At 74.9% G+C, this 15489-nt stretch carries 12 protein-coding genes; 7 read left to right on the forward strand and 5 right to left on the reverse strand.

Features of this window, described 5'->3' with window-relative positions; genetic code table 11:
* Positions 1–11 precede the first annotated feature (11 nt).
* The 4 genes from SM577_RS12235 (at position 12) to SM577_RS12250 (ending at position 4874) form a co-directional block, all read left to right on the forward strand.
* Positions 12–1061 (forward strand): carbohydrate ABC transporter permease, encoded by a 1050-nt coding sequence (locus SM577_RS12235; protein ID WP_474581958.1) that lies wholly within the window; start codon positions 12–14, stop codon positions 1059–1061.
* Position 1062: 1 nt separating this feature from the next.
* Positions 1063–2028, forward strand: coding sequence for a carbohydrate ABC transporter permease (locus SM577_RS12240; RefSeq protein WP_302919161.1), 966 nt, complete (start codon positions 1063–1065; stop codon positions 2026–2028).
* 63 nt (positions 2029–2091) lie between these two features.
* Positions 2092–3141 (forward strand): LacI family DNA-binding transcriptional regulator, encoded by a 1050-nt coding sequence (locus tag SM577_RS12245; RefSeq protein ID WP_302919162.1) that lies wholly within the window; start codon positions 2092–2094, stop codon positions 3139–3141.
* A gap of 68 nt (positions 3142–3209) precedes the next feature.
* Positions 3210–4874 carry a glycoside hydrolase family 13 protein gene (locus SM577_RS12250; protein WP_474587065.1) on the forward strand — a complete coding sequence of 555 codons (1665 nt, stop codon included), beginning with the start codon at positions 3210–3212 and terminating at the stop codon, positions 4872–4874.
* Positions 4875–5052: 178 nt separating this feature from the next.
* Here SM577_RS12250 and SM577_RS12255 read toward each other — a convergent pair whose 3' ends face one another.
* The 4 genes from SM577_RS12255 to xylA all read right to left on the reverse strand — a co-directional run bounded on the left by SM577_RS12255 (position 5053) and on the right by xylA (position 10444).
* A complete protein-coding gene (locus tag SM577_RS12255) occupies positions 5053–6477 on the reverse strand; it encodes an MFS transporter (protein ID WP_474586920.1) in 1425 nt (474 codons plus the stop codon).
* A gap of 63 nt (positions 6478–6540) precedes the next feature.
* The gene (locus SM577_RS12260; RefSeq protein WP_474586921.1) at positions 6541–7656 is read right to left on the reverse strand and encodes a DUF5925 domain-containing protein; all 1116 of its coding nucleotides are present in this window, start codon (positions 7654–7656) and stop codon (positions 6541–6543) included.
* Between the two features lie 92 nt (positions 7657–7748).
* Positions 7749–9245, reverse strand: a complete 1497-nt coding sequence (locus SM577_RS12265) for a xylulokinase (RefSeq protein WP_474586922.1) — start codon at positions 9243–9245, stop codon at positions 7749–7751.
* An 11-nt stretch (positions 9246–9256) separates the two neighbouring features.
* Positions 9257–10444 (reverse strand): xylose isomerase, encoded by a 1188-nt coding sequence (xylA, locus tag SM577_RS12270; protein WP_302919166.1) that lies wholly within the window; start codon positions 10442–10444, stop codon positions 9257–9259.
* 49 nt (positions 10445–10493) lie between these two features.
* On the opposite strand from xylA, the gene SM577_RS12275 reads away from it, so the two are divergent.
* Together SM577_RS12275 and SM577_RS12280 are read left to right on the forward strand one after the other, a co-directional pair.
* Entirely contained in the window at positions 10494–11759 is a 1266-nt protein-coding gene (locus SM577_RS12275) for an ROK family protein (protein WP_474586923.1), read from the forward strand.
* Positions 11760–11887: 128 nt separating this feature from the next.
* Entirely contained in the window at positions 11888–13522 is a 1635-nt protein-coding gene (locus SM577_RS12280) for a PP2C family protein-serine/threonine phosphatase (RefSeq protein WP_474586924.1), read from the forward strand.
* 204 nt (positions 13523–13726) lie between these two features.
* Here the strand turns inward: SM577_RS12280 and SM577_RS12285 are convergent, their stop codons facing one another.
* Positions 13727–14299 carry a MarR family winged helix-turn-helix transcriptional regulator gene (locus SM577_RS12285; protein ID WP_302919169.1) on the reverse strand — a complete coding sequence of 191 codons (573 nt, stop codon included), beginning with the start codon at positions 14297–14299 and terminating at the stop codon, positions 13727–13729.
* Positions 14300–14356: 57 nt separating this feature from the next.
* Here SM577_RS12285 and SM577_RS12290 point away from each other — a divergent pair, with 57 nt between their 5' ends.
* Positions 14357–15487 carry a PP2C family protein-serine/threonine phosphatase gene (locus tag SM577_RS12290; RefSeq protein WP_302919170.1) on the forward strand — a complete coding sequence of 377 codons (1131 nt, stop codon included), beginning with the start codon at positions 14357–14359 and terminating at the stop codon, positions 15485–15487.
* The last annotated feature ends 2 nt before the right edge of the window (positions 15488–15489 follow it).

Below are 15489 nucleotides of genomic sequence, written 5' to 3' on the forward strand. Positions count from 1 at the left end.
TGGGAGGGTTGATGAACTTCGACTTCGCCGACGAGTCGCCGAAGCTGATGATGTTGCTCTGGGGACTGGTCGCCTTCGTCGCGGTGGTCGGTGGCCTGCTCCTGCTGCTCGACGTGGTGCCGTCCTGGTTCGCCCGGCGCCGCGAGGCCCAGCTGATCGCCGCCTCGGCCAGCGGCGCCCCGCTCCCTGCGCGCACCAAGCCCCGTGAGGGCCTCTTCGCGCTCTTCTTCCTGCTGCCGACGGTGCTGCTGCTCATCGTCGGCCTGGTCGTCCCGGCGATCCGCACCACGCTGCTGTCGTTCATGGACGGCAACAGCCAGAACTGGGTCGGCCTGGACAACTACGTCTGGATGTTCACCGAGAACTCGATCGTCCGGGTGCTGCTGAACACCCTGGTCTGGGTGCTCCTGGTGCCCCTGGTGGCCACCGCGATCGGCCTGCTCTACGCGGTCATGGTGGACCGGGCCCGGTTCGAGGCGCTGGCGAAGTCGCTCATCTTCATGCCGATGGCGATCTCGTTCGTCGGCGCCAGCATCATCTGGAAGTTCGTCTACGCCTACCGCGGCGACGAGCAGGAGCAGATCGGCCTGCTCAACCAGATCGTGGTCAGCCTGGGTGGCGAGCCGAAGCAGTGGCTGCTCGACTCGCCGCTGAACACCCTGCTGCTGATCGTGATCATGGTGTGGATCCAGGCCGGTTTCGCCATGGTGGTGCTCTCCGCCGCGATCAAGGCGATCCCGGCGGACATCGTGGAGGCCGCCCGGCTCGACGGGGTCAGCCCCTGGCAGATGTTCTGGCAGATCACCCTGCCGAGCATCCGGCCGGCGCTGATCGTCGTGGTGGTCACCCTCTCCATCGCCACGCTGAAGGTCTTCGACATCGTCCGGACCTCCACCAACGGCAACTACGACACCAGCGTGATCGCCAACGAGATGTACAACCAGGCGTTCCGGTACGGCCAGAACGGGCAGGGCTCCGCGCTGGCGGTCTTCCTCTTCGTCCTGGTCATCCCGATCGTGATCTACCAGATCCGCAACCTGCGTCAGCAGCGGGAGGGCTGAGATGACCACCACCACGCCCACGCTCGCCACCGGCACGCAGGCGACCGACCAGCCGAAGACCCGGGTCGCCCGGGTACGCAAGCGGTTGAACAGCCGTACCGCCACCCTGGTCTCGATCGTCATCGCGCTGGTCTGGACCATCCCGACCTTCGGCCTGTTCATCTCCTCGTTCCGGCCCGAGGACCAGATCAAGACCACCGGCTGGTGGACCTTCTTCACCAACCCCCAGTTCACCCTGGAGAACTACCAGGAGGTGCTGTTCGGGCGGTCCTCGTCGTCCGGGCAGTTGGCCAGCTACTTCATCAACTCGCTGGCGATCACCATCCCGTCGGTGCTGTTCCCGCTCGCCTTCGCGGCCCTGGCCGCGTACGCGCTGGCGTGGATCAACTTCCGCGGCCGAGACTGGGTCTACATCGCGATCTTCGCGATGCAGATCGTGCCGCTGCAGATGGCCCTGGTGCCGCTGCTCAGCTTCTTCTCCAACGGGGTGACCCTGGCCGGGGTGACCCTGCTGCCGGCCTGGGACCTCGACGGTGCGCAGAAGTTCGCCCAGGTGTGGTTCGCGCACACCTGCTTCGCGCTCCCGTTCGCCGTGTTCCTGCTGCACAACTTCATCTCGCAGCTACCGCGGGACCTGATGGAGGCGGCCCGGGTCGACGGGGCCACCCACCCCAAGATCTTCCGCACCATCGTCCTGCCGCTGATCACCCCGGCGCTGGCCGCGTTCGGCATCTTCCAGTTCCTCTGGGTCTGGAACGACCTGCTGGTCGCGCTGATCTTCGCCGGTGGCGGCGACGAGACCGCCCCGCTCACCGTCCGGCTGGCCGAGCTGGCCGGCACCCGGGGCAACGAGTGGCAGCGGTTGACCGCCGGTGCGTTCGTCTCGATCGTCGTACCGCTGCTGGTGTTCCTCTCCCTGCAGCGCTACTTCGTGCGAGGCCTGCTCGCCGGCAGCGTCAAGGGCTGACCCGCAGCTCCGCCGCCGCCGGGCGACCGGCGGCGGCGGGCGGGGGGGTGGGAGCGCGGAACCGTGACGAAGATTGATGATGTCGCCCGGTTGGCCGGGGTCTCCACGGCCACCGTCTCGCGGGCGCTGCGGGGCCTGCCGACGGTCTCGGCGGCCACCCGCCGCCGGGTGCTGGCCGCCGCCGAGCAGCTGGAGTACGCCGTCTCCCCCAGCGCCTCCCGGCTGGCCGGCGGCCGGACCGGAACCGTCGCCGTGGTGGTCCCCCGGATCACCCGGTGGTTCTTCGGCGTCGTCGTCGAGACCGTCGAGGAGTTCCTCCACCAGGCCGGCTACGACCTGCTGCTCTACAACCTCGGCGGGCGGGAGCGGATCCGCCAGCGGGTGCTGCGGACGGCCAACCTGCACAAGCGGGTGGACGGGATCATGCTGGTCGCCACCCCGCTGCGGGCCCCCGACCTGACCGCCCTCGCCGCGCTGGACCTCCCCGGGGTGATCGTCAGCTCCGGCACCGGCGTGCCCGGCTGGCCGTGCGTCCGCATCGACGACGTGGCCGCCGCGCGGACCGCCACCCGGCACCTGCTCGACCTCGGCCACCGCCGGATCGCGCACATCTCCGGCGACCCCGACGACGAACTCGCCTTCACCACCCACCTGGACCGGCGCCGGGGCTACCAGGAGGCGTTGCGGGCGGCCGGGCTGCGCCCGGACCCGAGCCTGGACGTCGAGTCGCAGTTCACCATCGACGGCGGCACCCGGGCCGCCGAGGAGTTGCTGCGCCGGGGCGACCCGCCCACGGCGATCTTCGCGGCCTGCGACGAGATGGCCATGGGTGCCATGACGGCGCTGCGCGAGGCCGGGCTACGGGTGCCGCAGGACGTGAGCGTGGTCGGCATCGACGACCACGACCTGGCCGGCGCGCTCGGGCTGACCACTATCGCGCAGCCCGCGGCGGAGCAGGCCCGGCTCGCCGCCCGGCTGCTGCTCGACCCGCTCGGCGGCCCGGTCCTCGATCCGCTCACCGCCCCGACCGGCGACGGCCCGCCGGGATTCCCGGTGATCCTGCCCACTCGGCTGGTCGTGCGCGAATCGACCGCCCCGCCCCGGGCACACTGAACGGCAGCCGTCCCGCCCCGGCGGGCGTCCACCGCACCGACGACCGGCTCGACGCACAGGAGAACGCCCTGAACAGCAACCCGACGCAGCAGGAATCGTCCACCCCCGGCTGGTGGACCGAGGCCGTCATCTACCAGGTCTACCCGCGCTCCTTCGCCGACTCGGACGGGGACGGGATCGGCGACCTGCCGGGCATCACCGCCCGCCTCGACCACCTGGTCGAGCTGGGCGTGGACGCGCTCTGGCTGTCGCCGTTCTACCCGTCGCCGCAGGCCGACGCCGGGTACGACGTGGCCGACTACCGGGACGTGGACGCGCTCTTCGGCACGCTCGCCGACGCGGACAAGCTGATCGCCGAGGCGCACGCCCGGGGGCTGCGGGTGATCGTCGACCTGGTGCCCAACCACACCTCGTCGGCGCACCACTGGTTCGCCGCCGCGCTGGCGGCCGGGCCGGGCAGCCCGGAGCGCGACCGGTACGTCTTCCGCGACGGCCTCGGGCCGGACGGCGACCAGCCGCCGAACGACTGGCAGAGCGTCTTCGGCGGGCCGGCCTGGACCCGGGTCACCGAGGCCGACGGCCGCCCCGGCCAGTGGTACCTGCACCTGTTCGACACCGGGCAGCCGGACCTGAACTGGGACAACCCGGAGGTGCGCGCCGAGTTCCTGGACGTGCTGCGGTTCTGGCTGGACCGCGGGGTGGACGGCTTCCGGGTCGACGTGGCGCACGGGCTGGTCAAGCAGGCCGACCTGGCGGACTGGCAGGAGCCCCAGGAGATCCTCTCCGGCAACGAGATCGACAAGCCGCGGCCGCCGATGTGGGACCAGGACGGCGTGCACGAGATCTACCGGGACTGGCGCCGGGTGCTGGACGCCTACCCGGGCGGGCGGATCCTGGTCGCCGAGGCCTGGGTCGAGCCGGCCGAGCGGCTGGCCCGCTACGTCCGCCCGGACGAGATGCACCAGGCGTTCAACTTCGAGTACCTGCTCGCCGCCTGGACCGCGCCGGCCCAGTACGCGGTCATCACCCGGTCGCTGGAGGCCACCGACTCGGTGGGCGCCCCGACCACCTGGGTGCTCTCCAACCACGACGTGGTGCGGCACGCCTCCCGGCTCGGCCTGCCGGTCGGCGCGCCCCGGCCGAACGGCATCGGCATCGGCGACCCGCAACCGGACGCCGCGCTCGGCCTGCGCCGGGCCCGGGCGGCCACCCTGCTGATGCTCGCCCTGCCCGGTTCGGCGTACCTCTACCAGGGCGAGGAGCTGGGGCTGCCGGAGCACACCACGATGCCCGACGAGGCCCGGCAGGACCCGACCTGGGAGCGCAGCCGGCACACCCAGCGCGGTCGGGACGGCTGCCGGGTGCCGATCCCGTGGGAGGCCGACGCCCCGTCGTACGGCTTCGGGCCGACCGACGCCAGTTGGCTGCCGCAGCCGCCGAGCTGGGCCGAGTACGCGCTGGACCGCCAGCGCGGCGTCGGCGGCTCCACCTACGAGCTGTACCGCTCGGCGCTGCGGCTGCGGCGCGCGCACGGCCTGGGCCGGGGCACCCTGAGCTGGCTCGCCTCCGGCGACGAGGTGCTCTCCTTCCGCATCGCCGGGCTGAGGGTGCTGACCAACTTCGGCGACGCCCCGGTGCCGCTGCCGGCCGGCGGCGAGCTGGTGCTCGCCAGCGCGCCGCTGACCGAGGACGGCGCGGTCCCCACCGACGTCACGGTCTGGGTCCGCGACTGACCGGCGTCCCGGCCGCTCGGACCGGGTGCTCCCCGTGGAGCTGATGTCGTTGACGATTCACCACGTGCGTCGTCGACGGCATCGGCTCCGCGGGGCGTGGCGACCACGGGCGGCGCGGACGCCGGCGGCCCCCGGCCCGCGGCGACCGACGTGACGGACGGACCGGGCCGGCCGCCGCTCACAGCCGGTCGGCGCGCGCGGTGAGCAGGTCGTGCACCTCGGTGATGTCCTTCGGCGAGGTGCGGGACGCCAGCCAGTACATGATCCCGGTCGGGATGAAGAAGAGCTGGAACGCGGCCAGCCCGACGGCGTAGTTCAGCGGCGGCGGAAACGCCCCCCGCAACCCCTGGAAGGCCACGCCCACCAGGAAGTTGCCGCCCGCCCGGCCCACCCCGTTGACCAGGTTGCCGAGGCTGTAGACGGTGCCCCGGTGCTCGGGCGGGTTGACGTCGGCGATCAGCGCGAACCAGTTCGGCGAGTTGGCCGAGGTCAGCGCTAGCGCCAGCACCGCGGTGAGCAGGCTCAGCCCGACGGTCGGCTCGGTGAACACGCTGGCCAGCACCGCCCGCACCACCGCGCCGTTGGCGGCGCCGTCGGGCACCTCGATGCGGATCGGCACGAAGAAGAGCACCAGGTAGAACGGCAGCGCCGCGAGGATGCCGATCGCCGCGACCAGGGCCCGGCCCCGGGGCGTACGGCGGTGCAGCGCGTCGCCGGCCAGCCCGCCGACGATGGAGAACACCCCGCCGAGCTGGAACAGGGTGGCGAAGACGCTGCCCACCACCACCGCCGTCGACTCGGAGTAGCCCTGCGCCTCGGCCCGTTCGGAGAAGAGCACCGGCAGCCAGACCAGCGAGCCGAAGGCCGCCTGCGCGGTGAGGCCCTGCAGGACCAGCCAGCGGTTGGTCCGCCGGTCCAGGATCCGGGGCAGGTCGGCCCGGCTGATCCGGTAGTCGTACTCGGCGCCGGTGGCCAGCGCGTCGGCCAGCTCCGGCTGGCTCTCGCCGCGCGGGATGTCGTAGGTGAACAGGTACGCCGCGGTGGCGACCAACCCCACCACGGTCAGCACCAGGAACGGCCGCCGCCAGTCGGCGGCCCCGAGCAGCCCGCCGACCAGCGTGCCGGCCAGCGTGCCGACGCCCTGCGACAGCCCCCAGAAGCTCATCACCAGGCCCCGGCGGCGGGGCGAGATCAGGTCGGTGACCACCGAGAAGCCGACCGAGCCGACCGCGCCGAGACCGACCGCGGCGAGCAGTTGCGCGGCCAGGAAGGCCGGGTAGTTGCCGGCGACCGCGCTGCCGCCGGTGCCCAGCGCCCAGATCAGCGTGCCGATCATGAGCAGCGGCTTGCGGTTGCCGCGGTCGCCGACGTACGCCCAGGCCACCGCGGCCACCGCGCTGGTCAGGAAGCTCGCCGCGGTGACCAGGCCGAGCAACCGCTGCGGCACCTCGAAGGCCTCGGCGATCGACCCGTACAGCGGGGGCACCAGGCCGATCGCCACGTTGTCCAGCGAGGCGAGCAGCACGAAGACCACCACGCTGTAGAACCGGTGCGCGGCCGTACCGCCCCGGGCCCGCGTCGGCCCACCGCTGGTCAAGGTCATGTGCGGCAGCCAACCAGGATCAGATCACGAGCGGGTGAAGGCACGCGGGCGGGCTGGGCCGGCTCACAGGTAGCCACCGACGAGCACCGGCGGCTCCGCGACGACCGGCGCGCCGGCCCGGTGCGCGTACAGCTCGGCGAGGGTGGCGCCGCCGGCCGGCGCCCCGGCCGCGTCGCCCAGCCAGCTGGTCGCCTCGGCGTACGACAGCGGGCCCACCTCGATCCGGGCCAGGCACCGGCCGGGCCGGACGACCGCGGGGTGCAGCCGGGACAGGTCCTCGTTGGTGGTGATCGCGACCAGCACGTTGCGGCCCTGGCCCAGCAACCCGTCGGTCAGGTTGAGCAGCCGGGACAACGCCTGCCCGGCGGTCTGCCGGGCCTCGCCCCGGATCAGCTCGTCGCAGTCCTCCAGGATCAGCAGCCGCCACCGCCGCTCCGGGCCGTCGTGCTCGTCCTCGTCCTCCGACTCGCCGACCGCGACCTCCGACAGGTACGCCGGGTCGGCGAACAGCTCCTCCGGATCGAGGACGCAGTCGACCTGGCACCACGCCCGCCACTGCTGGGCCAGCGCCCGCAACGCGGTGGTCTTGCCGGTGCCGGGCGGCCCGTGGAGCAGCACCAGCCGGCCCGCCACGTCGTCCGGGGTCAGCTCCATCAGCCGGGTCAGCTCGGCCCGGGCCCCGGCGGTGTAGTTCGACCGGATGGACGTCCAGGTCGGCGCCTTGATCCGCCGGCTGTCCCGCCGTGCGCCGCGCCGCTGGTCGGCGTGCCAGAAGCCGATCGGCACCGTGCCGGCCCCGACCGGTTCCGCGCCGCCCCGGACGATCTCGTCCAGCACGCTCGCTCCGGTCTCGGCGTCGACAGCGGTGACTGTCACCTCCGCGCCCCGCCCCCGCCAGCTCACCACCCGCACCGTCCACCCGTCGCCGCTGGCGAGGCGCGCGACCTTGTGACGTTCGATGGCCGTCCGGATCAGGCGGGCCCGCTGCGGCACCAGTTCCGCTCCGGGGCGGAGCTTGGCCAGCCGCGCGGTGCGCGCCCAGGGATGCCGCCCGCTGACGAAGTCGGCGAGCAGCAGAGCGTCCACCACGTCGGTGGGACTGTCGACGTCGTCGTACTGCATCACCGGCAGCGGGGCGACGCCGGCCGGGGCTGCGGGCGGTTCGGGCGAGGCAGGCACGTCGATGATCATCGCCAACCGGCGGAGCGCGCGTACAGCGGTTTACCGGCCACCGGCGACCGGGAGAGGCTCCCCCGGTCACCGGCGACCGGTCAGCGCTCGACGACGTGCTCCCGGGCGGCCGCGTACCGTTCGCGGACGGCGGGGACCGGCTCGGCCTCGTACACCTCGGTGCCCTCTACCGCCCACTCGGGCGCCACCGGGCCGCCCAGGGCGACCCAGGCGGCCTGGCGGGCCGCGCCGTCAGCCACGTACTCGCCCGGCGGGGGCACCACCACCGGGCAGCCGAAGACCTGCGGCGCGATCCGGCGCACCGCGGCCGACCGGGCACCACCGCCCACGAGGATCACCCGACGCGGGGTGACGCCCTGCGCCACGATGGCGTCCAGGCCGTCGGCGAGGGCGCAGAGCATGCCCTCGACGGCCGCCCGGGCCAGGTGGGCCGGGGTGGAGGTGCGCAGGGTCAGCCCGTGCACCGCGCCGGTGGCCAGCGGCCGGTTCGGCGTCCGCTCGCCCTCCAGGTAGGGCACCATGACCAGCCCGTCGGCGCCGGCCGGGGCGGAGAGCGCCAGTTCGGCGAGCTCGTCCAGGCCCACCCGGAGCATCGCGGCCGCGGCGTCGAGCACCCGGGCCGCGTTGAGCGTGCAGACCAGCGGCAGGTACCGGCCGGTCGCGTCGGCGAAGCCGGCGACGATTCCGGTGCCGTCGGCGGCCGGGGCGTCGGCCACGCTGAACACCGTGCCGGAGGTGCCGATCGAGACCACCACGTCGCCGGGGCCGGCCCCGACGCCGAGCGCGGCGGCGGCGTTGTCGCCGGTGCCGGGGCCGAGCAGCGGACCGTCGCCGGTCCACGCCCGGCCGGGTCCGGGCGGCCACGGCAGCCCGGACGGCTCGCCGGACGAGATCGCCGGCGCCGCCCGGAACGCCGCCGGGTGCAGGACCCCCGCCGGCTCCGCCGGCCCGAGCACGGTCGGCACGTGCAGCCGCCGGCCGAAGGCCCGCTCCAGCAGGTCGAGCCGGTAGTCGCCGGTGGCCGGGGACCAGTAGCCGGTGCCGCTGGCGTCGCCCCGGTCGGTGCGCAGCGCGTCCAGCCCGGCGGCGCCGGCCAGCCGCCAGGTCAGCCAGTCGTGCGGCAGGCAGACCGCCGCCACCTGGGCGGCCTGCGCCGGCTCGTGCCGGGCCAGCCAGCGCAGCTTGGTGACGGTGAAGCTGGCCACCGGCACGCTGCCCACCGCGTCGGCCCAGAACCGCCGGCCCGCCTCGTCGCCGCCGGCCTCCTCGACCAGCTCGGCGGCGGCCTCGGCGGAACGGGTGTCGTTCCACAGCAGGGCCGGCCGGACCGTCCGGCCCGCCTCGTCGAGGGCGACCATGCCGTGCTGCTGGCCGCCGACCGAGACGGCCGCGACGTCGGCCAGCCCGCCGGCCGCCTCGACGGCCGCGCCGAGGGCGCGCCACCACGCCTCGGGGTCGACCTCGGTGCCGTCCGGGTGCGGCGCCCGGCCCTGCCGCAGCAGCGCGCCGGTCTCCGCGTCCCGGACGACCACCTTGCAGGACTGGGTGGAGGAGTCCACCCCGGCGACGAGGGTCACCGCCGGCCGCCTCAGCGGGCGCCGAGCAGGTGCTCGACGGCGAGCTGGTTGAGCCGGACGAAGCCGAAGCCCCGGGCGGCCACCGCGTCGACGTCCAGCTCCTCGAACGCGGAGCGGTCGGCGAGCAGGTCGGCGTACGTCTCGCCGGGGGCGAGCGTGGGGGTGCTCAGCTCGCCCACCTTCGCGGCGGCCAGCGCCTCGGCCACCTCCGGGTCGGCGCGGAACGCCGCGGCCCGCTCCTTGAGCAGCAGGTAGGTGCGCATGTTGGCCTCGGCCGAGGCCCAGACGCCGGTGACGTCCTCGGTGCGCGACGGCTTGTAGTCGAAGTGCCGCGGGCCCTCGTAGGCGGGCGCGCCGCCCGGGCCGCCGTGCTCCAGCAGGTCGACCAGGGCGAACGCGTTGAGCAGGTCGCCGTGACCGAAGACCAGGTCCTGGTCGTACTTGACGCCACGCTGGCCGTTGAGGTCGATGTGGAACAGCTTGCCCTGCCAGAGCGCCTGGGCGATGCCGTGGGCGAAGTTGAGCCCGGCCATCTGCTCGTGCCCGACCTCGGGGTTGAGGCCGACCAGCTCCGGGTGGGCCAGGGTGGAGATGAAGGCGAGCGCGTGCCCGACGGTGGGCAGCAGGATGTCGCCGCGCGGCTCGTTCGGCTTGGGCTCCAGCGCGAAGCGCAGGTCGTAGCCGCGGTCGATCACGTACTGGGTGAGCAGGTCGACCGCCTCGCGGTAGCGGTCCAGCGCGGCCCGGACGTCCTTGGCCACGTCGTACTCGGAGCCCTCCCGGCCGCCCCACATGACGAACGTCTTGGCGCCCAGCTCGGCGGCGAGGTCGACGTTGCGCAGCACCTTGCGCAGCGCGTAGCGGCGCACCTCGCGGTCGTTGCTGGTGAAGCCGCCGTCCTTGAAGACGGGGTGGTTGAACAGGTTGGTGGTCACCATCGGCACCACCAGGCCGGTCTCGTCCAGGGCCTTGCGGAACCGGGTGATGTGCTGGTCGCGGGCGGCCCCGTCGACGCCGAACGGCACCAGGTCGTCGTCGTGGAAGGTGATCCCGTACGCGCCGAGCTCGGCGAGCCGGTGCACCGCCTCGACCGGGTCGAGCGCCGGCCGGGTGGCGTCACCGAACGGGTCGCGGGCCTGCCAGCCCACCGTCCAGAGGCCGAAGGAGAACTTGTCGGCGGGGGTGGGACGGGGTGCCATGACAGACCTCCGGGGGTGTCGTCCGCTATTTGTTCAGTGGTTGAATTAAATGCCGCACCTGTGGCAGTGTCAAGGGGTGCGCCGACCCGACACCACCGCCGGGGCGGTCCGGCAGGGCAGCCTGCGCGAGCTGAACCTCGCCGTGGTGCTGGGCCGGATCGCCGCCGCCGAGCGCCCACCGTCCCGGGCCGAGCTGGCCGCCGAGACCGGGCTGACCCGGGCCACCGTCTCCGCCGTGGTGGAGGATCTGGTCAACGGGCGGCTGGTCGCCGAGGCGGAGCCGACGCCGCGTACCGGGGCCGGCCGACCCGCCCGCGGCCTGGTGCTCGCCGACGACGGCCCCGCCGGGCTCGGCCTGGAGATCAACGTCGACTACCTGGCCGCCTGCGTGGTCGACCTCGCCGGCCGGGTCCGCCACCACACGGTCCGCCGGGCCGACCTGCGGCCGGTCTCCCCCGCCGAGACCCTCGCCCGGCTGGTCGAGCTGGCCGGCCGGGCCCGGGCCGACGCGGCCGACCAGGGGCTCACCCTGGCCGGCGCGGCCCTCGCCGTGCCCGGCCTGGTCGACGACGCCGGGCTGGTCCGCCTCGCGCCCAACCTCGGCTGGCGGGACGTGCCGGTCCCGGCGCTGCTCGCCGGGCACCCGCCGCTCACCGAGCGGATCGACGGGGTGCCGCCCCTGGTCGTCGACAACGAGGCGAACCTCGCGGCGCTCGGCGAACTGCACGCCGGGCCGCCCGGGCCGGCCAGCTTCCTGCACATCTCCGGCGAGGTCGGCATCGGCGCCGGGATCGTGCTCGACGGCGACCTCTTCCGCGGCGCGCGCGGCTGGAGCGGCGAGATCGGGCACCTCCCGGTCCGCCCGGAGGGCCGGCCGTGCCGGTGCGGCGGCCGCGGCTGCCTGGAGCGGTACGCCGGCCAGGAGGCCGTCCTGGCCGCGGCCGGACTGGCCGGGGCCGACCTGCCGGCGGACACCGCGGCGGCCCGGCTGGCGGAGCTTGCCTCGGCCGGCGACCCGGCCGCCCTGCGCGCCCTGCACGACGCCGGCACCGCCCTCGGCGTGGCGGTCGCGGCCGTGGTGAACCTGCTGGACCTGGACACGGTGGTGCTCGGCGGCGGCTACGCCCCGCTGGCCCGCTGGCTGTGCCCGCCGGTGCTCGCCGAGATCTCCGGTCGGGTGCTGACCGCCGCCTGGTCACCGGTCACCGTCCGGCCGGCGACGCTCGGCCCGGCCGCCGCGGCGGTCGGGGCGGCCGGATCGGTGGTCCGCCGGATCGTCGCGCGCCCCGGTGGCTGGCTGGCCCGGGCCAGCTGACCCCGCACCGCCGCCCCGGCGCACCACCGGCCGCCTCGGTACGCTTGCCGCAGGCAGCGACCCCCACGCGAGGAGTGCCGGACCAGCATGTCCACAGGTCGACAGGCCGCAGCGCCCGGCGACCGGCGGTGACCACGACCCGACCGGACGGCGGCGCCGGGGCGGTGCCCACCGCCGCCGGGCCCCGTGGCGGGCGGCTCCCGGCCGATCCCCGGCTCGCCCGCGAGCTGCTCGACGGGCTGGCCGAGGCGGTGCTGACCACCGGTCCCGACCAGGTGGTCACCCTGGCCAACGCGCTCGCCACCGACCTGCTGCCGGAGGTCACCCCCGGCACCGACCTGACCCGCTGCGCGGTGCCGGCACTGGCCGCGGCCACCCGGGACGGGACGGACGGCTTCGAGACCACCCACCACGGGCGGCGGCTGAGCGCTACCCGGCGGATCCTCGGCGGCGGCCGGTGCGTCTGGTACGTGCGGGACATCACCGAGGAGCGGGCGCGCGCCGACGCGCTGCGCGCGGAACGTACCCGGACCGCCTTCCTGGCCGAGGCCGGCGGCCGCCTCGGGCTCTCGCTGCACCGCGACCAGACGCTGCGTGCCACCGCCACCCTGCCCGTGCCCTACCTGGCCGACCTGGCCCTGGTGCTGTACCGGCCGCCGTCCCCGGCCGACCAGCGGCCGCGCTGGATCCGGTACGCCGCCGGCGACCCGTCGCCCACCGAAGGCCCGGTGCCGGCCGGGCTGCCCGGCCTGGCCGCGGCGCTGCACGGCGACGCCGTGCCGGACCCGTGGCGGGACGCCGATCCGGCCGCACTGGCCGCCGTGCTCCCGCCCGCCTTCGCCGACCCCGGCCCGGCGCTGGTCTGCCCGATGCCCGGCGCGGGCCGCCCGGCCGGCGCCCTGATCCTGTTGCGCCGGCCGGGCCGGGCCGGTTTCGACCGGCGCGACGCCGAACTGGCCCGGGAGTACGCCGCCCGGGCCGGAGCCGCCGTCGGCGCCGCCGAACTCTACGGCGAGCAGGCCCACCTGGCCCGGGTGCTGGAGCAGAGCCTGCTCCCGCCGGAACTGCCCACGGTGCCCGGCGTCACCCTCGCCGGCGGCTACCGCGCGGCCGGGGACCGGCTGCGCATCGGCGGTGACTTCTACGACGTCTCGCGTATCGGGCAGGGCGCGCTGTTCGCCCTCGGCGACGTCTGCGGCCGGGGCGTCGGCGCGGCCGTGCTCACCGGGCGGGTCCGCCAGTCGTTGCAGACGCTGCGGCTGGTGGAGCGGCGGCCGCTGGAGCTGATCCGGCTGTTGGACCGGGCGCTGCTGGACACCCCGCAGCCCGCCCGGCGCAGCCAGTTCACCACCCTGCTGCTCGGCACCGTGGAGGGCGAGCCGGCCGGCGGCGTCCGGGTCCGGGTGGCCGGCGGCGGGCACCCCGACCCGCTGGTGGTGCGCGCCGACGGCACGGTCGGCCCGGTCCGGGTCGGCGGGATGCCGGTGGGTGTGCTGGCGGCGGCCCGGTTCGCCGAGACCGAGATCCGGCTCGCCCCGGGCGAGCTGCTGTTCGCCTACACCGACGGGGTGACCGGGGCCCGCGGCGGGCCGGCCGGCGACGAGCTGTTCGGCGAGCGGCGGCTGCGCCGGGCGCTCGCCGACGCGGCCGGCCTGCCCCCGGCGACGCTGGTCGACCGGCTGCTCCGGCTGGTCGACGACTGGCTGGCCGGGCAGAGCCAGGACGACATCGCCATGCTCGCCGTCACGGCGGCGGAAGGCTGACCCCCCGGGGACGCGCGCCGGCCGGCGGGCCGGGATCGAAGCCGGTTGGCCGGTAGCGCGAGTCGGTAGGCCGGTGTCGGAGCCGGCGGCCGGTACCGCGGCGACTGGGCCGGCATCGGAGCCGGTTCACCGCTGGCGGGAGTTGTCGGAGCCGGCGGCCGCCCCGGGAGTCAGGCGGGATCGGGGCCGGCGGCGGTCAGTCGGTCAGGCCGTGCGGGCCACCGACTGGTCGCCCGGCCAATCGGGTGCCGCGCCGAGCGCGCGCTCCGCCGCGGCCGTCTCGGGCGACCAGGGGCCGACCGGTTCGACGGAGCGGACCGAGGCGTCCCGCCGGCGGGCCGCCTCGTCGAACTCCCGCATCCCGTTCAGCAGAGCCTGCCGGCCGGCGGGGGTCATGTCGGCCAGGATCGCGGCGAGTTGCTGGCGGCGGTCGTCGCGCAGCTCGGCGAGGAGCCGGCGGGCCTCCTGGGTGAGGTGCAGCGAGATCTCCCGACGGTCGAACCGGCCGGGCTCCCGCTCCAGCAGTCCGGCGGCGACCAGCCGGTCACAGAGCCGGCTCGCCGAGGAGAGCAGCATGTCCAGGCCGGTGGCCAGCCGGCGCAGGTTGATCCCGTCCTGCTGCTCGACCACCATCACGGCGCGCAACTGGGCACCGGAGATCCGGCTGGTGGTGCGTTCCCGCGCCGCCTCCCATACGGTCAGCAGGGCACCCGCCGCCGCGTCCAGCTCGGCAGCGATACTCGTGTCGGGTCCGGGTGGACCGTGCAGTTCCGCCATGGTGGGCCCGAGACTACTCCGCCTCAGCTGGTCTTTGTGCTTGTGATTGGAGCGACGATGAGCGAACCCGTCGACCGGGCCCGGCGTGCGCTCATCGAGTCTCCCGCCGACCTGCTGGTGGACCGGGTCGCCGCGGTGCTCGCCGAGTCGTACGGCGTGACCGGCACCGAGCTGTTCCAGGTCGACTACCGGCTCTCCGCGCTGCTGCCGCTGCACGACGGCGACCCGATCACCACGCCGGGGCATCCGGCCTGGCGCTGCTTCGACCACCAGACGCCGGTCGTCGTCGACCAGGTGGGCTACCTGCCGGTCTCGATGCGCGGGGAACGGCGCGGGGTGCTCCGGATCACCCCGGTGCCCGTCCCCCCGGCGGCGCTGGACGGGCTGGCCGAGGTCGCCACCGCACTGGCCCACGAGCTGGCCGCCGTCTCGGCCGGCACGGACGTCTACCGGACCGCCCGGCGCAGCCGGCGGCTCACCCTCGCCGCCGAGATGCAGTGGGAGATGCTGCCCGGCCGCAGCCGCTCCCGCCCCGCGTTCCGGTTGGCCGGCCAGTTGGAGCCGGCGTACGCGGTGCGCGGCGACAGCTTCGACTGGGCCGACGACGGCGACCGGCTCTGGCTCTCCACCATCAACGGCTCCGGCGAGGGTGTCGAGGCGGCCATGCTCACCACGCTCGCCACCCACGCGCTGCGCAACGCCCGGCGGGCCGGGCTGAGCCTGGCCGACCAGGCCGCGCTGGCCGACCAGGCCGTGTACGACCTGCACCGGGGCGGCCAGCACCTGGCCGCCCTGCTGATGCAGCTGGAGCTGCGCACCGGAGTGCTGACGGTGGTCGACGCCGGCTCACCCCGGCTGGTACTGCTCCGCGACGGCGAGGTGAGCGAGCAGCCGCTGGAGCAGCAGTTCCCGCTCGGCATGTTCGAGGCGACCGACTACCGGGAGCAGCGCCTGGAGCTGCGCCGCGGCGACCGGCTCTTCGTGGTCAGCGACGGTGTGATCGACGCCACCGGGCAGAACGTCCGGTACGGCGAGACAGCGCTGGACCGGTTCCTGCGCCGGACCGGCCGGATGGAGCCGCTGGACGCCGTCCGCTCGCTGATCGGCGACCTGCGCGCGTTCGTCGCCGGCGACCTGGTGGACGACGCCGTGGTGGTCTGCCTGGACTGGACCGGCCCGCAGCCGTGACC

This window comes from Micromonospora desertarenae, assembly GCF_056150265.1.